This is a genomic window from Bacteroidetes bacterium SB0662_bin_6, assembly GCA_009839485.1.
Classification (GTDB): domain Bacteria; phylum Bacteroidota; class Rhodothermia; order Rhodothermales; family VXPQ01; genus VXPQ01.
This window is the reverse complement of record VXPQ01000046.1, coordinates 131,397-153,496: the sequence shown is the minus strand read 5'-3', so window position 1 is coordinate 153,496 and position 22,100 is coordinate 131,397. Positions and strand designations below refer to the sequence as shown.

Here is a 22,100-nt window from a genome sequence, read left to right as displayed (position 1 = left end):
TACGATACAATGCCGAATTCCTGGATATTCAGGATGGCGTGGCGGGACAGCCGGGGCAGCCGACGGCAACTGGCGCTCTTTTTGTCTTCGATGATCGTCGGCGTCGCTGCCCTGGTGGCCATTTCCTCGTTCGGGAGCAATCTCCGGAAAGTAGTGGACGACGAGTCGAAGACGTTACTGGGCGCCGATCTCGTGTTTGAATCCGGGCGTCCGTTCGGAGATGCGGTGGAGGCGGCTGTCGACTCTATCGGGGGGACACAGTCCCGGCTCATTTCATTTCCTTCGATGGCCTGGTTTCCTGCCGGGGAGCAGTCCCGCCTGATGACCGTCCGGGCAGTCGAGGGGAATTTCCCCTTCTACGGAGAAATAGAAACCACACCCGCCGGCGCAGCGGACAACTGGCTTGTTGACGGAGACGCTCTGGTGGATGCTGCGGTGATGCGGCTCTTTGACGTACAGCCGGGCGACAGCGTGCGTATCGGGCGGTATTTCTACCCTGTGGCAGGAGGCATCGACAAGATGCCGAGCGAGAATCAGATGATGTCGTTCTTCAGCCCGCGGGTGTACATTCCTGCCGTCAGACTGGATTCGACCCTTCTCTCAAGAGGCAGCCAGGCCGATTACGAATTGGCCTTCCGGTTCGACGATGGGAGGGATGTCGAAGCGCTCGTCGAAAACATCGGCACGTTCTTGCGCGAAGAGGAAGTGCGCTACGACACGGTGGAAGAGGTCCGTGAAAGTTGGGATGAAGGTCTGACCAATCTGTACCGATTTCTGAATGTGATCGCCTTTGTCGCGGTGCTGCTTGGAGGTATCGGGGTGGCTGGAGCCATCCATGTGTACGTCCGCCGCCGGCTCGCAACGATCGCGGTGCTCCGGTGCCTTGGCGCAGGGACCCGACAAACATTCTCCGTATATGCGGTGCAGACCATCACGATGGGGTTGGCAAGCAGTGTGACAGGCGCCGTGCTCGGTATAGGTGTACAGATGCTTGTACCGGCCGCATTGAGCGACTTTCTTCCTGTGGAGGTGCCTTTCATGGTGTCCTGGGGCTCTCTTGGAGCGGGAATGACACTCGGGGTTGGGGTAACCGCTGCCTTTGCGCTCTTTCCGCTGGTTTCCATTCGGCGCATATCCCCCTTGCTGACGCTGCGCTCAACGGTAGAGACCGCACAAACCGGCCTCAAAGATCCTCTCTGGTGGATCGTTTTCGGAGTTGTTGCCACAGGCATCACCGTTTTTTCCATAAGCAATGCGCCTTCGCCCGGAATCGGGCTGGGATATGCCGCAGGGCTTGCGGCGGTCTTTGGGGCTCTTCTGGTCACAGCCAAAGGCATTATCTGGGCTACCCGGCGCTTCTTCCCGTCAAGGTGGAGCTATATATGGCGGCAAGGGCTGGCCAATTTATTTCGGCCGAATAACCAGACGAACACGCTCATACTTTCGCTGGGGCTGGGCGCCTTTATTATCGGCACGCTTTTTGGCATTCAGCGAACGCTATTGGCCCAACTCGAATTATCCGAAGCTCGACAATTGCCCAACATCGTATTGTTTGATATCCAACCGGATGAGATCGATCCGGTTACGCGAATTGTGCAGGGCAGGGAGTTACCTGTGCTCGATAGCGTGCCTATCGTATCCATGCGTCTTGCTTCCGTGAACGGGCGCACGGTGAACGCAATGCGGGCAGACTCGACGGCAACCTGGGCGCACCGGCGAGAATACCGGGTAACGTACAGGGATTATCTGACCGAATCGGAAAAAGTGGTTGAAGGCGCCTTTATCGGGTCGGCGGATCCGAACGATCCGGTGGCCCCGATCTCCCTTGACCAGGATATTGCCCGGGATCTGGATGTCGGCTTGGGAGACAGCCTTACATTCAACGTACAGGGACAGTTGATTCCAACCCGGGTTTCCAGTTTGCGTGAGGTGGAATGGCGACGCATGGGCACGAATTTCTTTGTGGTCTTCCCCGCGGGCGTACTGGAAGAGGCTCCTCGTTTTTATGTGGTGCTCAGCCGGTCGGAAACCGGAGAACAGGCAGCCGGGTTGCAGCGAGCCGTATTGGGCGATTATCCTTCCGTTTCCGTGATCGATCTGTCACTTGTCCTGAGCACTTTCGACACTATTTTTTCCAGAATATCCTTTGTGGTCCGCTTTATGGCAGCCTTTAGTATTCTGACGGCAGTGATTGTATTGATTGGAGCCGTAGTAGTAAGCAGGGTGCAACGACGGCGTGAAAGCGTCTTGCTGAAAACACTGGGGGCCTCGCAATCCGAAGTACTCCGGATCATGACTGTCGAGTATCTTTTTCTTGGCTTCTTTGCGGCACTGACGGGACTGGCGCTTTCCTTTGCGTCCGTTTGGGCGTTTTCGGTCTTCGTGTTCGATACAAGCTTCAGGCCGGATGTCGTTGCAACGCTTGTGTTATTGGTTGCAGTGCCTTTCCTGACGGTAGCCATCGGACTTGTAAACAGCCGGGGCATATACCGGCGCTCTCCCCTGGAGGTGCTGCGCACCGACATGTAATCATCCGGCACCTGTTGGCAAGAGGTTTTTGGTAAAGGCAATGGCAGGACCCATGGACATGGAGGCAATCTCTCGCAATGTGCTCAGTATCCGGGCGCGTATTGCGGATGCATGTCGCAGGGCTGATCGTTCACCCGATGAGATTACGCTCATTGCCGTATCCAAGACCTTCCCCATAGCGGCTGTGGAAGCGGCAATCAGGGCCGGAGTATGCCATTTCGGGGAGAATCGTGTGCAGGAACTGGTGGCAAAGTGCACGGAAACCCCGGGGCGCTGGAAAGGAGGGAACAGGGCATGGCACATGATCGGGCATTTGCAGCGCAATAAGGCCAGGGATGTGGCCCGGTTTGCGGATTGTTTTCATGCGCTGGACAGCGCCCGCCTTGCCAGGGCATTGAACGAACGGGCAAAAGCAGAAGAACGGGTGTTGCCCTGTATGGTGCAGGTCAATATTTCCGGCGAAGTCAGCAAATTCGGAGTGCAGCCCGACGAAGTAGCGCCGCTGTTTGACGAAGTGGCCCGCTGCGAACATATCCGGGTGGAAGGCCTGATGGCCATGACATCGCTTCATGCCGGGCCGGACAAGATCCGCCGCGAATTCCGGAACATGCGCACCCTGTTCGACACTTTCCCGGCACAGATTGCCGCGAACATCTCCATGCAGCAGCTATCCATGGGGATGAGTCGGGATTTTGAGGAGGCGATTGAAGAGGGGGCTACCCACGTGCGGATCGGGAGCGCCCTGTTTGGAGAACGGATTCAGTAAAAAACCTGGAAAACATCCATTTCGCCCGGCTTCGTTTTACCACGCGCGGGGAAAAAATTCAGTATCTTGCAATGATATACGATGATCGTCCTTTGATGTCTGCGGACGCGTAATCTTGGTCCTCCCGGTATAAAGCGTTTTGCATCATGAAATTAACCCCGCTCGACATACGGAAACAGGAATTTTCCCGCAAGTTCCGGGGCTATGATCCGGAAGAGGTGGGTGCGTTTTTGCAGATGGTAGCTACCCAATGGGAGGAAATCAGGGACGAGTGCCAGGGACTTGACAGCAAACTGGGGGAACTGCGGGCAAAACTCGATCACTACGAAAAGGTGGAGGAGGCGCTTGAAGAAGCATTGCGCATCACGCGGGAATCATCCGAAAAAACGATTCGAAATGCAGAGGAAAAAGCCCGGGCGCTCATAGAGAAAGCGGAATTCGAAGCGCGGCAGACGGAAGAGCATGCACAGCAGACGGTCAATGAGATTCGCCGGCAAGCATCCCGGTTGAACGATTACCGCCTGGAGCTTATGGCAAGGCTGCGTGCCCTGCTTACGTCCGAGACCGAACTGCTGGCACGCTACGAAGAGCATGCTTCGGTAGTTCTGAACAAGCTCTATGCGGTAAGCGAAGGCGAAGCAAAGATGCAGTCGCCCGCGGGCAAAACGGCCAAGGGGAAATCCGCTGCCCGTACGAAAAAGGAAACCGCTCAAACAACGGATGCACGCACCAAAGCAACGTCGGATAAGCCGTCCGGCGCACAGAAGATCGAAGAAACTCCGGAAACAGAAGATGCGAAAGAAGGAGAAGCCGGTGGCGACAAGGATTCATCCTCAGATATCCAGCACATCCGTCGCATTTTGAGCGATCTCGATTAGAAAAGCGCGGCGGTGCACAGCACTGCCTAAGTACTGACTACCTGAAACCTGACTGATTATGTTTGATGCCGTTGCATATTGCCGGAATGTGGAAACCGCTGCCGAAGCCATTCGTGCGCGGACCGGTCTGTCCCCCCGCATCGGGTTGATCCTGGGAACAGGCCTCGGCGAACTTGCGGAAAAGATCGACGCCGAGGCGATCATCCCTTACGAAGAAATTCCGGGGTTTCCCCTGTCCACGGTGGAATCTCATTCGGGCCGTCTGCTGATAGGTACGCTGGCCGGCGTTCCGGTGTATGCATTGCAGGGACGTTTTCATCTGTACGAAGGATATGATGCCCAAACCGTCGTGTTTCCCGTTCGGGTATTCGGTGTCCTTGGCGTGGATACGCTGCTTATCTCCAATGCGGCCGGCGGTATGAACCCCGTGTACAGAAAGGGGGAATTGATGTTGTTATCGGACCATATCAATTTTCAGAACGCCAACCCCCTGATCGGCCCGAACCTCGACGATTGGGGAGAACGGTTTCCGGATATGAGCGCGCCCTATGACGAGGCGCTGCAGCAACTGGCGGAAGAAAAGGCTCTCGAGGCAGGAATCAAACTGCACCGGGGTGTATATGTGTCGGTTACGGGACCCAACCTCGAAACGAGGGCAGAATACCGGATGCTTCGCGCATGGGGTGCGGATGTCGTAGGAATGAGTACCGTTCCCGAGGTGATTGCGGCTCGCCATATGAATATGCGCGTACTTGCCATCTCGGTTGTAACCGACGAATGTTTTCCCGATGCGCTCGAGGCTGTTTCGCTCGAAGAAATTATCGCCGCCGCAGGAAAGGCGGAACCCCTCTTGACCCGACTCGTGTCGGAAATCGTATCGGCAATCGGCGCATGAGGGTCTATCCTGCCCGCCATGCCGTGTCGGCCCTCCATCCATGCCCAGGTTTGAAGAAGTAAAGCGATTCGATCACGCTGCGCTGGAGCGCGAGATGTTGGCCTGGTGGGAACAGCGCCGCGTTTTCGAGAAAAGCGTAGGCGAACGGGCAAACCGCAAGGCCTTCACGTTCTACGAAGGCCCGCCCACCGCAAACGGGCGTCCCGGCATTCATCATGTGATGGCGCGAACCATCAAGGATGTGTTCTGCCGGTACAAAACGATGAAGGGCTTCTATGTGGAACGCAAGGCCGGCTGGGATACGCATGGGCTTCCGGTCGAGATTGAAGTGGAAAAGGCGCTTGGTTTGGCGGGGCGCGAAGACATTGAGCGATACGGAATCGGCAAATACAACGAAAAATGCCGCGAAAGCGTCCTGCGATACAAGGAGGTATGGGATGACCTGACGAAAAAGATGGGCTATTGGGTCGATCTGGATAATCCCTACGTCACCTTCGAAAACAGGTATATCGAAACGGAATGGTGGCTTCTCAAGAAAATCTATGAGAAAGGGCTGCTGTACAAGGGGCACAAAATTCAGTGGTACAGTCCCGGTTCAGGGACGGTGCTTTCATCCCACGAAGTCAGCCTCGGTTATGAGGAGGTGCAAGATCCTTCCCTCTATGTACGGTTCCCCGTGCGAGACCAGGAGGACACAGTCTTTCTGGCATGGACGACTACGCCATGGACGCTCATTTCCAATACGGCGCTTGCGGTCGGCCCCGACATCGAATATGTGAAGGTGCGTCTGGATACTCCCTCGCGAGACGGAGAATGTCTGATTCTTGCCGAAGAGCGTCTGGATGTGCTTGATGCCGACTATAAAATCATCCAGAGATTTCAGGGCAGGGATATGGTGGGCATGACCTACACCCCTGTCTTCCCGTATTTTCTCGACGAGGGCGGCAAACAAGGAGCCTGGCGCGTGGTGGAAGCCGACTTCGTATCCACGGAAGACGGGACAGGCATCGTGCACCTTGCCCCGGCTTTCGGCGCAGATGACCATGCTGTAGCGCAAAAGGAGGGGTTGCCCTTGTTCAATCCGGTGGATGCCGGGGGGCGCTTTACGGATAAGGTTCCTCTTGTCAGCGGGCAATGGTTCAAGGATGCGGACAAACCGATTGTCCGGGACTTGCGGGATCGCGGGCTGCTGTACAAGCAGGAAACGCATCTCCATAATTACCCGCATGACTGGCGAAAGGGTACGCCGCTCATGAATTACCCGGTAGAAAGCTGGTTCGTTCGGACTACGGCGATTAAAGACCGGATGATTGCACTCAACGATACGATCCACTGGCAGCCGTCGGCCATGGGTACGGGCCGTTTTGGCGAATGGCTGAAAAACAATGTGGACTGGGCGCTGAGTCGCCGCAGATACTGGGGGACTCCGCTTCCGATCTGGCAGTCGGACAAAAAGGGGTCCGATTATATAGAGGTGATCGGGTCCATGGCGGAACTGCGGGAGAAGTGCGAAGACCAGCTTCCGGAGCACGACAAGGATATCGATTTGCACCGGCCTTTCGTGGATACCCTGACCTGGCCTGCACCGGATGGCGGAACGATGCGCCGCGTCCCCGAAGTAATCGACGTATGGTTCGATTCAGGCTCGATGCCGTTTGCACAGTGGTATTATCCATTCGATAACAAGGAAAAATTCGAGCGGCATTTTCCGGCCGATTTTATTGCAGAGGGCATTGACCAGACCAGGGGATGGTTCTACACAATGCATGTGCTGGCAGCGGCTGTAATGGACTCGGTGGCCTACGAAAATGTCGTTGTCAACGGACTTGTTCTCGATGAGAACGGGGAAAAGATGTCCAAATCCCGGGGCAATGCGGTGGATCCGTTCGAAACGATCGCATGCTACGGAGCGGATACCGTGCGCTGGTACATGATGAGCAACTCGCCGCCGTGGGAAAACATCAAGTTTTCCGAACGCGGTCTTGGCGACACGCTCCGGAAATTTTTCGGTACGCTCGAAAATGTCTATTCCTTTTTTGCCACCTATGCCAATATAGACGGCTTTTCGTACGACAAGGCCCGGATTCCCGTGCATGAACGCTCCGAACTGGATCGCTGGATTGTGAGCTTGTTACACAGTACGGTTCGCAAGGTGGATGAGGCATATCATACGTATGATCCGACACGGGCCGCACGCGGGATAGAGCGGTTCGTGGAAGAGCTTTCCAACTGGTACATCCGCAGATCGCGCCGGCGGTTCTGGAAAGAAGCAGATACCACCAGCGACAAGGAAGCAGCTTACCAGACTGTGTATGAATGCCTGGTGGCTATTGCCGGCATGATGGCCCCGATTGCCCCGTTTTTCAGTGACTGGTTACATCGTGCTCTCGAGGCCGGCACAGGCAAGGAAGGGTGCGAATCCGTACATCTGGCATCCTTCCCCGAACCGGCCGGGAACGAAATCGACACGGATCTCGAACGGCGCATGGCGCTGGCCCGGACCATTTCGTCCATTGCTCTTTCAATGCGAAACCGCAGCGAAATCAATGTACGGCAACCGCTTTCCCGCATTCTGGTCGTTACCGGGGAGCATGTCTCCGAAAGCGATATAGAGCAGGTTCGTACCATTATCCTCGATGAGATTAATGTCCGGGCTATCGAGTATATCTCCGGCTCAAGCGGGATTGTAAAGCGTTCGGCCCGTCCGGATTTCAAGCGTTTGGGGCCCCGTCTCGGAAAATGGATGAAGGCCGTCAACCAGGCGGTCCGAGCGCTCGATGACGCACAGATCGGCAGGTATGTACAAGAAGGAACGATCACCATACACGTGGAGGATCAGTGTATTGAACTGGGCCCCGGAGACATTGAGGTAACGAGTGAAGAGGTGGCCGGATGGCTTGTAGGGCAGGAGAACGATATAATGGTGGCATTGGACACCACACGTACGGAAGAACTGGTCGCTGAGGGGCAGGCTCGGGAAATCGTCAACCGCATGCAAAATCTGCGAAAAGGAAATGATTTTGAGGTAACGGACCGTATTCTGGTCGAGTACCGGACCACGGAGCGCTTATCCGGCGTTATTCTCCGGCACGGCGCCTGGATACGGAACGAGATCCTGGCGCTTGAGTTTAATGCAGCCCACACGCCGGAGGGGGATGTTTTGGATACCTTCCGGATCGGAGAAGAGATGCTTCATGTGGGTGTCCGCCGTATTGAAAATTCATAACAAAACAAACACGGTTGCGGCATATCCGGAGATGGAGAAAGCCGCCGGGGAATGCTCCCCGCAGTGTAACTTTGGGCATGGCTGTCAAGAAATCATCCAAAAAGAGATCGGCGTCGGAAGCCAGTAAGGAAGAAGCTGGTTCCGCGCAGGCTGAAGCCCGAACGAACACGTGGTTTTCCGACGAAGATTTCGAATATTTCAAGCAGATTATCCTGTCTCGGCGCATGGAAGCTGTTGAGGACATCGACCGGATGCGCATGCAGTTGGACGATGTGCGGGAGCAGGCCGAAAACGATACCGCGTACAGCTTTCACATGGCCGATGCGGGAACCGACGCCATGGAACGCGAAAAACTGTACCTGATGATGGCGCGCCAGAAGAAATACGTGGGCTACCTTGATCGTGCGCTGGAGCGTATCAGGAACAAGACCTACGGGATATGCAGAGTGACCGGCAAAGCCATTTCCAGAGAGCGCCTGGAGGTCGTACCGCACACGGAGATGTCGATAGAGGCCAAGGCAAAGCAAAAGGGGTAGGCTGATTCCGGGTGGCGGTCAAGGGCTTCGATTATGATACGCGTCCTCTGGATTTCTGGTCTTGTCATCCTTCTTGACCAGTCCACCAAACTGCTCGTGCTGCGCACAATGTATCGCGGCCAGCAGATTCCTGTCCTTGGCGACTGGTTAAAACTCACGTTCACGGAGAATCCTGGCATGGCGTTCGGTATTACGCCAGGGCCAACATCTGTCGTGACCGTGTTTTCCATGCTGGCGACGGCCCTGATCGTATTTTATCTCTACCGCGTCCGGCACGATTACTATCCGTATCGGGCAAGTCTGGCGCTTATTCTGGGTGGCGCCGTCGGCAATATCATTGATCGTGTCTTTTACGGGGATACCCTGCTGTTCGGGAAAGTAGTCGATTTTATTCATGTGAACATATGGAGCGGATTCCTTCCCGAATCCATACCCGTTGTCGGCGGCATGTATATTTCGCTGTTTCCGATATGGAATGTGGCTGACATGGCCATCGTATGCGGTGTGGCGGGCATTATCATCCTGCACAAGAAATGCGTCCGGTACGCACACGAACGGGAGGGAAGTGATATGGAGAAAGACAAGGAAGAAAAAACGACCGAGACCCCGGAAGCGGTTTTCGAGCGCGGCGTTTCCATCAAGGAGTAGTGCAACCGGAATCTGGCGGGACGATTCGTACAGGTCCATTCTGACAGGGTATATACATGTCCGACGAAAGACAAAGCCGGATACGTAATTTCTGTATCATTGCGCATATCGATCACGGCAAGAGTACCCTTGCCGACCGGTTGCTTGAACAGACAGGTACCCTTAGCGAGCGCGAGTTACAGGCGCAGGTGCTCGATAGCATGGATCTTGAGCGGGAGCGGGGGATCACGATCAAAAGCCATGCAATTCGCATGAGCTATAAAGCGGCAAACGGTCAGGAATATGTTTTGAATCTTATCGATACGCCGGGGCATGTGGATTTTACCTATGAAGTTTCGCGGGCCCTGAAAGCCTGTGAAGGAGCTATTCTGGTCGTGGATGCCGTGCAGGGCATTGAAGCACAGACGCTTTCCAATCTGCACCTTGCCCTCGGAAACGATCTGGAAGTCATCCCCGTCATCAATAAGGTAGACCTGCCGAATGCCCGCGCCGATGTGGTGGCTCGGTCTATCGAGAACCTGCTGGGCGACACAGCAGAGGATATCATCCAGATCAGCGCCAAAACAGGCCGGGGAGTGGACCGTTTGCTGGAAGAAATCATCGAGCGAATCCCGGCGCCGGAAGGAGATCCTGACGCCCCGCTTCAGGCACTCATCTTTGACTCGATATTCAATCCGTACCGCGGGTCCATTGTATATACGCGGATTTTCGATGGCTCATTGAAAAAGGGCGAGCGGATGCGCTTTATGTCGAACGCCCGGGAATACGATGCCGAGGAGATCGGTATTCTTCGTCTCTCCATGCAACCGGTGGATGAACTGTGTGCAGGGGAGGTGGGCTATGTGATTGGCTCGGTGAAGGACGTAGGACACACGCGTGTAGGAGATACCATTACGCTGAAATCCCGACCGGCTGAGGCGCCCATATCGGGCTTCCGGGAAGTAAAGCCCATGGTATTCAGCGGGGTATATCCGACGAACCCCGATGATTTTGCCGACCTGCGTTCCTCGCTTGAGAAACTGCAACTCAACGATGCCGCGCTAACCTACGAACCGGAAACATCTGTCGCGTTGGGGTTTGGTTTCCGCATCGGATTCCTGGGCCTGCTCCATATGGAGATTGTTCAGGAGCGCCTCGACCGCGAATTCGGGTTGGATATTATCGCGACGGTGCCGAACGTCAAGTACGAAGTGCTTGTTCGCAACACAGATGTGCATATTGTCGACAATCCCAGCAGTATGCCTGCCCGCAGCGACATCGAGAGCGTTCGGGAGCCTATCGTCAAAGCTGAAATCATTACACCGGCGGAATACATCGGTAACCTGATGCAATTGTGTCAGGAGCGGCGCGGCGTCTACGTCAACCAGTCGTATCTCGGCGAAGAACGAGTGAACCTCCAGTACGAACTTCCTCTTGCGGAAATCGTCTTCGATTTCTACGACAAGTTGAAAAGTTGCAGCCGGGGCTATGCATCGTTCGACTACGAGTTTCTGGAATACCGGGAAAGTGCGCTGGTCAAGTTGGATGTGTTGATCAATGGAGATCCCGTGGACGCGCTTTCGACCATTGTTCATAGAGATAAGGCCTATGACATGGGGCGAAAGCTTACGCAGAAACTGAAGGAGCTCATCCCGCGGCAAATGTTCGAGGTAGCCCTCCAGGCAGCCATTGGTAACAAGGTCATTGCCCGCGAAACAGTGAGACCCCTTCGTAAAGATGTTACGGCCAAATGTTACGGGGGTGACATTTCCCGAAAACGGAAGTTGCTCGAGAAGCAGAAAGAAGGAAAAAAGCGCATGAAACAGGTGGGCAGAATCGAGGTGCCTCAGGAAGCTTTTCTGGCTGTGCTCTCCATGGAGAGTTAGAACCGGGCGGGGATTTCGATGAGAAGGTTACGAACCCTTGTGTTGCTGGGAATATTGTTGCAGCCGGGAAATGCGGTATGGGGCGCTATGGATGCCGCATGTCAATCGGCCGAGTCCACTCGCACATTGCTTGAGATGTATCAGGAGGCCCGCCTGCGGACGGAAGCGCAAAACATCTTTTTGCGCCGGGGCCTGCGCGCTGCGCCATTACCCCTGGATCAGATTCCCTGGGTAAGTGAGTCGGTACGGGAACAGATGGCTGTATTCCATGCGCTGCGATATCCCGAGCCATCTCCTCTGGTGCACAGTGTGCGCCCGATTTCCGCATCCGAAATCGGCGTATTTGAAGAGACATTCGGGAGCACGCAGTGGGCGTACATTGGAAGCAACGAGCGCATACCCGTTGATACGATGCTTACGAGGCAACTACGAGCCATGCTGGAAGCGTACTTCGGCCCGCCCACCAGCACCGTGATAGAGCAGATCGGCACCGGCGAGACTATTTCCGAATATATCCAGTTCGAATACCGGTTCGCCCTGAACGACACCATTCCTGTGATTGTCGTGGATGTCAACGGCCCCTTCGAAAGAGGAGTGGTGACGATGACGGATTGCAAGTACCGGGACCTTTTGCCCAAACTCAAACAGGCCCTCCTGCATCCTGTGCTGGAGAAAGCCGTACACGCACCCTATGCGGATTACTACTACGTGAGCGCTTTGGAATCCTGGTTTTTAACCGGTTTTGACGGGGAACGCTTTTTTCTCGAAGGAATACCCCCTCCGGACATGGGACAAGGGCGACCATCTTTCGACATGAAGTCCGATCATTAACTAACGCAGCAATCAATCGACCGGATACTATTTTGGCAGCATCTCCAACAGGCCGAAAAAAACGCCGCGCATCGAAAAACGACCGTCTGGCCCGCATGGCTTCCTCGACGGGTGGCAGCAAACGTGCAGCCGGAGGACCCAAGCGTAAAAGCGCTATCAGGGAATGGACGGATGCATTCGTGTTCATTCTTGTGGTTATGCTGATCGTGAGAACGCTTCTTTTCGATCTTTTCAGGATTCCCACCCCCTCCATGGAGAAGAGTCTGCTCGTCGGGGATTATCTCTTCGTCTCGAAAATACACTACGGTACGCGGACGCCCATGACGCTCGGCATTCCCTTTACCCCGGTCTACATAAGGGATTTCCGCTTGCCTCACACCCGGTTTCCCGGCTTTACCAGAGTAAAACGGGGAGACGCCATCGTGTTCAATTTTCCCCCTGATGACCACCCGATAGACCGCAAAACACACTATATCAAGCGGGTAGTGGGAATGCCCGGAGAAACCCTGGAAGTAATTGATAAGGTCGTCCATACAGATGGCAGTGTCCTACCTCTGCAGAAGAATATGCAGCAATATTGGGATGTGCATAAAAACGACCCGCGCATGCACCTTTCCGGGGCGGCGCTTCGGGAATTGGGGGTATCCGAGTTTCAGGCGATGTCGGACATGAATGTGGTCCGGATACAGGCTACCAGCGAGGCAGCGGAAACCATAGCAGGATGGTCATGGATTGACCGTGTCGAGCCGGCTATCGTGCCGGAACGCGCCGGATACTACAATATGGTGATGTATCCTCCGGGGCGAGGGTATACGCCTGATAATTTTGGACCGGTAACCATCCCTGCAGAGGGTGTCCCCATTACGCTGACGGATGAGAACTGGGCTATCTATGCGCCTGCTATTTCCCGGTACGAGGGACTTTCAGTACGACAGACAAACGATGGCGCCTTCGAAGTGGATGGGAAGCCGGTCACTTCCTATACCTTCCGGCAGGATTATTACTTCGTGATGGGGGATAACAGGGACAATTCGGAAGACAGCCGCTTCTGGGGGTTCGTACCCATGGATCACGTCGTGGGTAAGGCAGTGCTGATCTATTTCTCCTGGGATGGGGATGCGATGCTACCCCGCTTCGGAAGACTCTTCAGTTTTATCGATTAGCGATGGGGTCGGGCCGATTTTTTCGGAGCGCAGCCTGTCGAAGCGTTTTTGCTGATCTGTACCCGGCGGCACATCGTACGGATGGTCCGGTAACTCTATTCGTCTCAGCACCGGTGTTTCTCCGGCGATGAACGGAACGGGAGCGTTTTCAGGGTCTTCTCCGATGACAAGCACCGTGGTTCCCTGCTGAATGATGCGGCTGCCTACAGATCCTGCGTCCACCCGGCCGTTGTCCACCTGCCAGGGATTGGCCCACTCGTAGATCCATTTCGCATCGACTTCCACCAGACGAACGCACCCGTGGCTGGTGGGGCCGCCTGTCGGCATGGGATATTGATGGATGTGTATTCCCCGGGGGTTATGAAAATTAAATACCCAGTACATTTCCCAGCGTTCGCCGGGCGGACTCAGCGTGGATATACGGTATTCGGTTTTCCAGTTGAAGTTGAAACGACCTTGCGGGGTTGGATTCGACGGTGTTCCCGTATTGACGATTCCCCAACGCATCAGGTCCCCATGTTCATAGGCGGCCCAGGCCTGTATGGTTTTGTGAATGATGAACAGTTTGTCGAATTCCCTTGCCGCCGGATATTGCAACGGAAACGGCGCATAGGCCCGAAAATCCGTCTCGAATTGCCGGGGAACGACCAGCGTGTCTCCAATCTGTACGGTACCCATCAACCGGCGATTCAGGAGTTCAACCAGTTTGGAGCGGGCATGGCCCTGCCTTGCATCCCCCTCGCCCATGATCTTGTAAAAACTGTTGCGGGCAAGAACCGTGCTTCCTCTGCCGTCGCCCAGTACAAAATAGTCGTACTCCACCCCCGGAAGTTCATCCACCGTCTCGACACGGTACTTCTCCAGCACATCTTCGATGTCCTGCTGATTGATGTAGGATTGCGCCGAAACAGCATGGCTCCCTGTCATGAGCAGGAGTACACCGAGAAGCTGTTTAGGGACAGAGATCATTATGCCAGGATGCAATGTGTATAGTGGAGTTTATCCATGCGGTATGACGGGAATGCCGTGCTGTTCGCGCAGGCGCTGAATGATCTCCGGGTGTCCGAGTACGATAAGGATATCCTGCGCCTTGATGGCATCCCGGGCATTCGGATTGAAGCACATTTCCCGAGTCGCTCCGTCTATGACCGCAATAACGATCAGGTCGAACTGCTGCCTGAACTTACTTTGCGCCAGGGATTGACCGATGATTTCGGCGCCTTCCCGTATCGTTACCTCGTCCATTGCCCGGTCGAGCGATTCGGCATGAAACACCTCGTCCATGAACCGATCGACATGTGGCCGCAGAATAACCTGCGCCATGCGCCTGGCGCCTATCTCGTCAGGGGCAATGGCTTTATTTGCCCCGGCATGAAGAAGTTTTTGTGCATTTATCCGTGAGTTTGCACGAGAAAGAATGAACAAGTCTTCCCGGATTCCGCGCGCGGTGAGGCTAACGAAAACATTCGTACTGTCTTCGGGCGTCGCAAGAATCAGGCCCTTTGCCGATTTCAGTGCCGCCCCATTCAGGATTTTCTCATTTTCGGCATCTCCTTCGAGGAAGGGAATTCCTTCCTCGCGTAACGATTCGATCGCTTCTTCGGCCCGGTCGATAACAACAAACGCCTCTCCGGCCCTGATCAGATCTTTAACGATACGTTTTCCCACCCGGCCGTATCCGCAAACGATGTAATGGTTTTTCATGTGATTAATCTGTCTTTTCATACGGCCTTCCCTGAGATTACGCCCGATCAGAAGCACCTGTGCGCTGCGACCCGCGATAAAAGCGACGGCGCCGATACCAAGCACAGCGATCACAATGGTAAAAAACCGGCCCGTCGTCGAAAGCTCGTGGAGTTCCCCATAGCCTATGGTGGTCAAGGTAATGAACGTAAAATATAATCCGTCCATCCAGTCCCATCCCTCAATCAGCATATAACCCACCGCCCCTGCAGCAACAAGTACGATCAGGAAAAAAAAGACGCCAACGATTTCCCGGACAGTGGTGTCGAACCAGGCAAGCGGGTTATGTACAGCCATACCCAAGCGGGATGTCTATCAAATGGTGCACGACAAGGAAAATACACGACGATGCCAGGTGGCGCCGGCCGGCTGTTCGAACCTGCCGGCCCTCATATCCCCGAGCCGCTGCATTTCCAGATCGAACACAGTGGTTTCCAGATGTACTTCACCGGCTTCGGCGCCTGCTCGAAATTGCGCCCGGGATACGGAGCGGATAACCTGGTTAGTATCCCGGTAATGCACCAGCAACGACGGCAACCATTCAATGCCCAGTTCGGCATGGGCCTTATCAAGCGCATGAACCGATGCATCGATACCGCATCCGGAAATGTCTTCCCCCGGAATATGGCCGGCTATGACAGCAAACCGGCTCTCCACCATAGCCGCGCCACTTGCTACGGGACGACCGTGTGATTCCCAGGAGGCACAGAACTCCTGCAGGATTTCGACGACCCTGTTTTCTTCGAGCTCATTCAGGTCGCGATCCGCCGCATATATCCAAATGCGAGCATCGTCGGGAAGATGGGTGAAGAGATCGGGCAGGGAGCGTTCGATCATATGCGTATATACGGAATGGTGTATGTCTGTAACGTACCCATACGTTTTTACGCGGAACACGTTCGCCACAGCAGGCTTTCCGGCCGGGAGTTATTCAAAAAGATGGGGATTAAATGCAAAAGTTGCCAAAGGGCTTCGTAGTCATTCGCTGTATAATCTCCTTGAAAATACTTCTTGCTACTTTTGCGTATAATCCTCTTCGCAATAGATGTGGTAAGCCATCTCATAGAAAGCGGATGCATAGGACGAAGCGGTTTTGGCGATACGCCCTCCGCAATACGTCGGTGGGGTTTTTCAATATTTTTGTGTTATTGCTCGGGGTTCTATTGCTTACCGGGCTGAGCCCTGTCCCTGCCCCCGCCACGTTCAAAGCGCTCATCTTTTCGAAAACAGCAGGCTTCCGGCATTCCTCCATACCCCATGGCATTGCTGCCGTGCGCGACTTGGCCGCACAAGGAGGCTTCACGGTAGATGCTACCGAAAACGCTGGCGCTTTCACCGACGCCAATCTCGCGCAATACCAGGTCATCATCTTCCTCAACACTACCGGCAACGTGCTGAACACCGAGCAGGAGGCTGCCTTCGAACGTTTCATTCGCATGGGTAAAGGCTTTGTCGGGGTTCATTCGGCAGCGGATACCGAATACGATTGGCCATTCTACGGCGGTCTGGTGGGAGCTTATTTCCATAGCCATCCTGCCATCCAGACAGGTACCGTGAAGGTGGCCGATGCAGTGCACCCCTCGACAGAGATGCTGCCTAAACGCTGGCAACGCACAGACGAATGGTACAACTTCCGGCATAACCCGCGCGGCGAGGTGCATGTGCTGGCCACCATTGACGAGACAACCTATTCGGGCGGCAGCATGGGAAGCGACCATCCGATTATGTGGTGCCACGACTATGAAGGGGGGCGGTCCTGGTATACTGCCGGGGGACACACGGAGGGGAGTTTTGACGAGCCGGCTTATCGCGAACATCTGCTGCAGGGCATTCGATACGCCGCCGGGGTGGCGCCGGGAGATTGCGGGGCCACTGTGGACGGGTATTTCGAAAAGGCAATCCTCGACGCCAATACGGACAACCCGATGGACCTGGCCGTAGCGCCGGACGGACGCGTCTTCTTCGTGGAGCGGGCAGGCAGGCTACGTCTCTATACGCCAGGTACCGGGCTCACCACCACTGTGGCGTCACTCCCTGTCGTAACGAGTAACGAAGACGGCCTCCTCGGCATCGTACTCGACCCGGACTTTGTCGACAACGGCTGGATTTATCTCTTCTATTCGCCTGCCGGCGACGTGGCGAAACAGCACGTTTCCCGGTTTACGCTCGTCGGCGATATGCTGGATATGACTTCCGAGCAGGTGCTCCTGGAGATTCCGGTGCAGCGCGAACAGTGTTGTCATTCCGCAGGATCAATGGTGTTCGATGGTGCAGGCAATCTCTTTATCGCCACAGGGGATAATACGAACCCTTTCGAGTCGGACGGATTCGCGCCGATCGACGAACGGTCCGGCCGAGCGCCGTGGGATGCGCAGGGAACATCGGCCAATGCAAACGACCTGCGAGGCAAGATACTACGTATCACTCCACAGCCCGACGGCAGCTACACGATCCCTTCCCGCAATCTTTTCCCGGCCGACGGTACGGCGGGACGCCCCGAAATCTACGTGATGGGTTTGCGCAACCCTTTTCGCATCGCTTTCGACACGGAGACCAACTGGCTCTATTGGGGCGACATAGGCCCTGACGCTGGTGCGGCGCTATCGAACCGGGGGCCGGAAGGACTCGATGAGTGGAATCGGGCTCGCACGGCCGGTAACTATGGCTGGCCTTATTGCATTGGCAAGAACCAGGCCTACGTGGATTACGACTTCGCCACCGAAACATCCGGCGCACCGTTCAACTGCAGTGCTCCCGTCAACAACTCACCCAACAACACAGGCAGGGTCAATCTGCCGCCTGCGAAGCCGGCGTGGATCTGGTATCCCTACGGTCCCTCATCCACCTTTCCGGTCCTTGGTTCTGGCGGGCGAGCGGCGATGTCCGGCCCGGTGTATCATTTCGACCCCGACCTTGATTCCAAAACCAAGCTTCCTGCTTACTACGACGACACGGTCTTTATTTTTGAATGGTCCCGGAACTGGATCCGTGAGGTGAAGCTCGACGACAACGGCGACATACTTGTCATCAATCCCTTTGCAGCAGATATCGAACTGTTGCGGCCTATAACCATGAAAGCCGGACCGGAGGGGTCGCTTTACCTGCTGGAGTGGGGTACAGGCCTTGGCGGCGGCAACGACGATTCGAAGCTCGTACGTATCAACTACGTGCGCGGTGCACGCGCTCCGGTGGCCATTCTCGGCGCCGAGCCGACTTCCGGGCCGGTGCCGCTAACCGTCCAATTCTCCAGCCAGGATTCCTTTGATCCCGATCCGGGCGACAGACTCACATTCTCCTGGGATCTCGACGGCGACGGTACGGAGGACACCACGGACCCGAATCCCACCTACACCTACAACGCGGCAGGCATATTTACCGCACAGTTAACGGTTACCGACGCCACCGATAATAAGGCGACGGCATCGGTTGACATCATCGCAGGTAATACACAGCCCGCAATTACACTCACGAACCCTGTCGACGGCGGCTTCTTTGACTGGGGCGATCAGGTGGCGTTTGCCTTCAGCGTGAACGACGCGGAGGACGGCTCCACCGCAGATGGCAGCCTCGGTTGCGACGAGATGATCTTCCAACCTTTCGTCGGCCACAACGATCACAGTCATCCGCTTGATCAATTCAATGCCTGTGAGGGCGTAATGACGATCATCGACGCCCACGGCGGCCCTGCCGATAACCTGTTTTATATCGTCGAGGCCAGCTACACCGACAGCGGGGTAGGCGACGCGGGCACGCTGACAGCACGGTCGCAGCATATCCTGCATCCCAAACGCCTCGAGGCCGAGCACTTCACGACGAATAATGGCGTCCAACTCGAAAGAACTGGTGATGTGCTGGGCGGGGGACAAAACATTGGCTACATCGAACACGGCGATTATGTCTCCTGGTCGCCTGTCAACCTGAGTAATATCGGATTTGTCACCTTCCGTGTTGCCTCGGCGGGGCCCGGCGGCCGCATCGAAATACGCACCGATACCCCTGATGGACCGCTTATCGGTACGGCGCACGTAGAGCGCACGGGGGAGTGGCAGCTCTACCGTGACGTAACGGCGGCGCTCACCGATCCGGGCGGGACCCATGAGCTTTTCCTTGTTTTCAAAAACAATCCGGGCGACGACGGCCTTTTCAATATCAACTGGATGGATTTCCATGGGCCCGGGATAGCGCTGGACCCTGGAGAACCGGAAGGACTCCATGCGATGTACTACGACACAATCGATTTTACCGGTCAGCCTACCGAGCGCGTCGATGCACAGATTAACTTCAATTGGGCCGGTGACGCACCGTTGGCAAACCTGGGCAGCGACACATTCAGCGTACAATGGACAGGTTTCATCGAGGCCCAACACGACGAGGCGTATACGTTCTACACCGCTACCGGCAACAGGGATGGGGTCCGCCTGTGGATTGATGACATGCTCGTCATTGACCAGTGGCGGAATCAGGCCGCTACCGAGGCAAGCAGTTCGCCTCTTCAGTTGGAAGCCCAACGGGACTACGCCGTTCGGATGGAGTATTTCAAGAATCGCGGATTGGCCCAGGCGCATTTGCTTTGGAGCAGTGCCTCCACACGCAAAGCTGTCGTGCCCGCGCGCGTGCTGACCCCTGCCTCCATAATAACATCGATCGAGGATGATGAACTGCCTCAGCAACCGCTCCTCGCGTCGATTCATCCCAATCCGCTGCAGCAGCACGCAACGATCACGTTTTCACTGCCTGAGTCGGAGCGGGTTACGCTGGAAATCTTCGATATGCTGGGACGGCGTATAGCCACTTTGCTCGACGAGGAACGGGCACCTGGTACCCACCGAACAGCACTAACGGCGGATCAGTGGGCAAGCGGCATCTACTTGTGCCGCCTAACTACCCCGTCAGGTACGACGACGCAGCGTTTCGTATTGCTTCATTAAACTCTGTTCGAAAAGAAAGGGGGTTTCCTCACGCAAAGAATTCCTGCAGTAACCTCAAAATCACTTGACCAAATGGACCTCGAATTAGGAAACAAGGTTGCAATCGTTACGGGATCGAGCCGTGGCATAGGGAAATACATTGCAAAACGCCTTGCGGCAGAAGGATGCCGCCTCACCATATGCGCCCGCGGCGGGGAGCGCCTTAGGGAAACAGCGGAAGAAATTGAAAAGGGAGGAGCATCGGTGCTGGCCCTGGAGGCAGATCTTTCCGAAAAGGACGCGCCGCAAAAAATTGTCGACCGGACCGTCGAACGGTTCGGGCAGGTGGATATTTTAGTGAGTAATGTGGGGGGGAACCGCCGGAAACCATTCGAGGACACTACAGACGACGACTGGGAAACCGTGCTCGACCTCAATCTCAGGGCACATGTGCGATCGGGGCGCGCTGTGGCGCCGCATATGAAGGCCGCAGGGGGAGGGGCCATTCTTTTTGTGGCATCGATTTTCGGGAGGGAAGCAGGGGGAGCCGGTCTCTCCATTTACAATGCCACGAAGTCCGCCCTGATAAGCACGGCAAAAATCATGGCGCTCGAACTCGCCCCGGCCGGCATTCGCGTGAACAGTATAGCACCGGGATCCATCCGGTTTCCGGGGGGAAGCTGGGACCGGCGCGTCCGCGAACAACCGGAACAGATGAAGGCATTCGTGGCGCAAAACCTTCCTGTAGGACGCTTCGGAAAGGCCGAGGAGGTAGCAGACGTGGCAGCCTTTCTTGTTTCGGAGCGGGCGAGTCTGGTAACAGGCGTCTGTCTCAATGTGGACGGGGGGCAGTCCCGGTCGCTCATCTGAAGGATACCGTCCCGGATACGACCCTGACTGGGCCACACTGCGCTCGCGGCGCCTGGCTTGGCAGGAAAACAGGCCCCGCAGAGCACCGCTGCATAGTGGTAACAGGCCTTAGATACACTCTCTGAGCGTGGCGGTCACGGTGCGGCTCCCACGCATCGCTTTCTTCCACTGGACAAGAATGGGGCTTTGGTATCTTCCCTGCAAAATGGACCCGCATCCATTTGAAGAACCGCTACATACTACCAGAAAACGAATGGATCGCTTCATGCCCAGAAAGTGCGATGCAGGCGAAGTGAATAGCCGGCTGACGGTCCGGTCGGTAAACAATTTACTGAACCCGGGAACGTTAAGGGTTCTGTTTACCATCCGAACGAAGTCGTACTTGACATATTGCCAGGCTTTACCGGGGATGGCCAACGGATTACGGAAAAGATACTGCCCGCCTGCTGCCGCATATTGCAGCGGGTTTTTCAATACCGAAGCAAGATCATGCTGAATCAATAGCGTTTCGTACTCATTGACTGTGAGTCCCGCTCCGGGCTGGTTGGGATTCAACTCGAATTCTATCCATCCTTTTTCAATTCCATGCTGACGAATGAGCTCCTGGGATTTTTCGAAAAGACCCACTTGCTCGCTATTCAGATCAATCGAGTCAATATCCTGATCAGAGGTTGGCACCTCGAGTTCGAACCGGTCGACAAAACGATCCTTGTTGAAGCCAACAATGGTAGACAACCGGTGTCGCCTCTGATTTTTGTGATTCACTCCATCCAGATCTACAAAGTAAACGGGCTGGTCCCGCTCGTTGTGATAGGATACGCACGTTTGGAGACCGGAGCTGATAAAGCTGAGATGCGAATCGGCGTTGGGGGGCTCATTTTCCCGTTCTTCTTCCGTTAATTCCATGCGCAGGGACATATTGTCATGCTGATAGCTTCTCCCTGGCGGAAAAAGCTTCTGAAATGTGCGCAGAAAAGCGTGTATGGAATCCAGGCTGTGATTCAGTCGCTGCGCCAGTCCCTGATCGATATATCCACCCGTGGTATGATGGGAACAGTAGAGGACCTGATCATATTCGTCCAGGACATCCCCGTGGCACTCGCGGACACATTGCTGCACGTTGATGACGTCTAGGCGGGTAACTGGCGTTAATTCAACCTTGAGTTCAGTCATGGGATTGGCAGGAGGGGAAAACTCTTTTCATAGATTACACAGCGCGGGAAAAATACAGGGCCATAATATA

General features: G+C 55.3%; 15 protein-coding genes and 1 pseudogene. 12 read left to right on the top strand and 4 right to left on the bottom strand.

The annotated features are described in order from the left end of the window. Nucleotides 1–9: 9 nt before the first annotated feature. The 10 genes and pseudogenes from F4Y00_08615 to lepB all read left to right on the top strand — a co-directional run bounded on the left by F4Y00_08615 (nt 10) and on the right by lepB (nt 13,337). Complete coding sequence (locus F4Y00_08615) at nt 10–2,529, top strand: FtsX-like permease family protein (protein ID MYE05015.1); 2,520 nt, start codon at nt 10–12, stop codon at nt 2,527–2,529. Nucleotides 2,530–2,569: 40 nt separating this feature from the next. Beyond that, on the top strand, nt 2,570–3,295 hold the full coding sequence (locus F4Y00_08610) for a YggS family pyridoxal phosphate-dependent enzyme (GenBank protein ID MYE05014.1): 726 nt from the start codon (nt 2,570–2,572) through the stop codon (nt 3,293–3,295). Between the two features lie 146 nt (nt 3,296–3,441). Next, on the top strand, nt 3,442–4,173 hold the full coding sequence (locus F4Y00_08605) for a DivIVA domain-containing protein (GenBank protein ID MYE05013.1): 732 nt from the start codon (nt 3,442–3,444) through the stop codon (nt 4,171–4,173). 58 nt (nt 4,174–4,231) lie between these two features. Further along, nucleotides 4,232–5,068, top strand: coding sequence for a purine-nucleoside phosphorylase (locus F4Y00_08600; GenBank protein ID MYE05012.1), 837 nt, complete (start codon nt 4,232–4,234; stop codon nt 5,066–5,068). Nucleotides 5,069–5,108: 40 nt separating this feature from the next. Continuing rightward, nucleotides 5,109–8,294: an isoleucine--tRNA ligase gene (locus F4Y00_08595; GenBank protein ID MYE05011.1), complete on the top strand. Its 3,186-nt coding sequence runs from the start codon at nt 5,109–5,111 to the stop codon at nt 8,292–8,294. A gap of 167 nt (nt 8,295–8,461) precedes the next feature. Then, a pseudogene (locus F4Y00_08590) lies at nt 8,462–8,830 on the top strand (molecular chaperone DnaK). Nucleotides 8,831–8,866: 36 nt separating this feature from the next. Beyond that, nucleotides 8,867–9,478, top strand: coding sequence for a signal peptidase II (gene lspA, locus F4Y00_08585; GenBank protein ID MYE05010.1), 612 nt, complete (start codon nt 8,867–8,869; stop codon nt 9,476–9,478). Between the two features lie 56 nt (nt 9,479–9,534). Next, complete coding sequence (gene lepA / locus F4Y00_08580; protein MYE05009.1) at nt 9,535–11,343, top strand: elongation factor 4; 1,809 nt, start codon at nt 9,535–9,537, stop codon at nt 11,341–11,343. A gap of 18 nt (nt 11,344–11,361) precedes the next feature. After that, nucleotides 11,362–12,174: a hypothetical protein gene (locus F4Y00_08575; protein MYE05008.1), complete on the top strand. Its 813-nt coding sequence runs from the start codon at nt 11,362–11,364 to the stop codon at nt 12,172–12,174. Between the two features lie 95 nt (nt 12,175–12,269). After that, nucleotides 12,270–13,337 carry a signal peptidase I gene (gene lepB / locus F4Y00_08570; protein ID MYE05007.1) on the top strand — a complete coding sequence of 356 codons (1,068 nt, stop codon included), beginning with the start codon at nt 12,270–12,272 and terminating at the stop codon, nt 13,335–13,337. Here lepB and F4Y00_08565 read toward each other — a convergent pair. Genes F4Y00_08565 through F4Y00_08555 form a run of 3 tightly spaced genes read right to left on the bottom strand, consistent with a single transcriptional unit; the run spans nt 13,299 to nt 15,917 of the window. Next, nucleotides 13,299–14,306, bottom strand: a complete 1,008-nt coding sequence (locus tag F4Y00_08565; protein ID MYE05006.1) for a L,D-transpeptidase — start codon at nt 14,304–14,306, stop codon at nt 13,299–13,301. The two genes, lepB and F4Y00_08565, sit on opposite strands and share 39 nt — an antisense overlap. A 30-nt stretch (nt 14,307–14,336) precedes the next feature. After that, on the bottom strand, nt 14,337–15,377 hold the full coding sequence (locus tag F4Y00_08560; GenBank protein MYE05005.1) for a potassium channel protein: 1,041 nt from the start codon (nt 15,375–15,377) through the stop codon (nt 14,337–14,339). An 18-nt stretch (nt 15,378–15,395) separates the two neighbouring features. After that, entirely contained in the window at nt 15,396–15,917 is a 522-nt protein-coding gene (locus tag F4Y00_08555) for a hypothetical protein (protein MYE05004.1), read from the bottom strand. A gap of 113 nt (nt 15,918–16,030) precedes the next feature. Here F4Y00_08555 and F4Y00_08550 point away from each other — a divergent pair, with 113 nt between their 5' ends. Together F4Y00_08550 and F4Y00_08545 are read left to right on the top strand one after the other, a co-directional pair. Continuing rightward, on the top strand, nt 16,031–20,008 hold the full coding sequence (locus tag F4Y00_08550) for a carbohydrate-binding protein (GenBank protein MYE05003.1): 3,978 nt from the start codon (nt 16,031–16,033) through the stop codon (nt 20,006–20,008). A 72-nt stretch (nt 20,009–20,080) separates the two neighbouring features. Further along, nucleotides 20,081–20,857: a glucose 1-dehydrogenase gene (locus tag F4Y00_08545; GenBank protein ID MYE05002.1), complete on the top strand. Its 777-nt coding sequence runs from the start codon at nt 20,081–20,083 to the stop codon at nt 20,855–20,857. Between the two features lie 108 nt (nt 20,858–20,965). Here F4Y00_08545 and F4Y00_08540 read toward each other — a convergent pair whose 3' ends face one another. Next, nucleotides 20,966–22,030 carry a hypothetical protein gene (locus tag F4Y00_08540; protein MYE05001.1) on the bottom strand — a complete coding sequence of 355 codons (1,065 nt, stop codon included), beginning with the start codon at nt 22,028–22,030 and terminating at the stop codon, nt 20,966–20,968. Nucleotides 22,031–22,100 lie beyond the last annotated feature (70 nt).

Coding starts and splice junctions, on each gene's coding strand:
- F4Y00_08615 (MYE05015.1), top strand. CDS start 10: ATGCCGAATTCCTGGATATTCAGGATGGCGTGGCGGGACAGCCGGGGC.
- F4Y00_08610 (MYE05014.1), top strand. CDS start 2,570: ATGGCAGGACCCATGGACATGGAGGCAATCTCTCGCAATGTGCTCAGT.
- F4Y00_08605 (MYE05013.1), top strand. CDS start 3,442: ATGAAATTAACCCCGCTCGACATACGGAAACAGGAATTTTCCCGCAAG.
- F4Y00_08600 (MYE05012.1), top strand. CDS start 4,232: ATGTTTGATGCCGTTGCATATTGCCGGAATGTGGAAACCGCTGCCGAA.
- F4Y00_08595 (MYE05011.1), top strand. CDS start 5,109: ATGCCCAGGTTTGAAGAAGTAAAGCGATTCGATCACGCTGCGCTGGAG.
- lepA (MYE05009.1), top strand. CDS start 9,535: ATGTCCGACGAAAGACAAAGCCGGATACGTAATTTCTGTATCATTGCG.
- F4Y00_08575 (MYE05008.1), top strand. CDS start 11,362: ATGAGAAGGTTACGAACCCTTGTGTTGCTGGGAATATTGTTGCAGCCG.
- lepB (MYE05007.1), top strand. CDS start 12,270: ATGGCTTCCTCGACGGGTGGCAGCAAACGTGCAGCCGGAGGACCCAAG.
- F4Y00_08565 (MYE05006.1), bottom strand. CDS start 14,306: ATGATCTCTGTCCCTAAACAGCTTCTCGGTGTACTCCTGCTCATGACA.
- F4Y00_08560 (MYE05005.1), bottom strand. CDS start 15,377: ATGGCTGTACATAACCCGCTTGCCTGGTTCGACACCACTGTCCGGGAA.
- F4Y00_08555 (MYE05004.1), bottom strand. CDS start 15,917: ATGATCGAACGCTCCCTGCCCGATCTCTTCACCCATCTTCCCGACGAT.
- F4Y00_08550 (MYE05003.1), top strand. CDS start 16,031: ATGCAAAAGTTGCCAAAGGGCTTCGTAGTCATTCGCTGTATAATCTCC.
- F4Y00_08545 (MYE05002.1), top strand. CDS start 20,081: ATGGACCTCGAATTAGGAAACAAGGTTGCAATCGTTACGGGATCGAGC.
- F4Y00_08540 (MYE05001.1), bottom strand. CDS start 22,030: ATGACTGAACTCAAGGTTGAATTAACGCCAGTTACCCGCCTAGACGTC.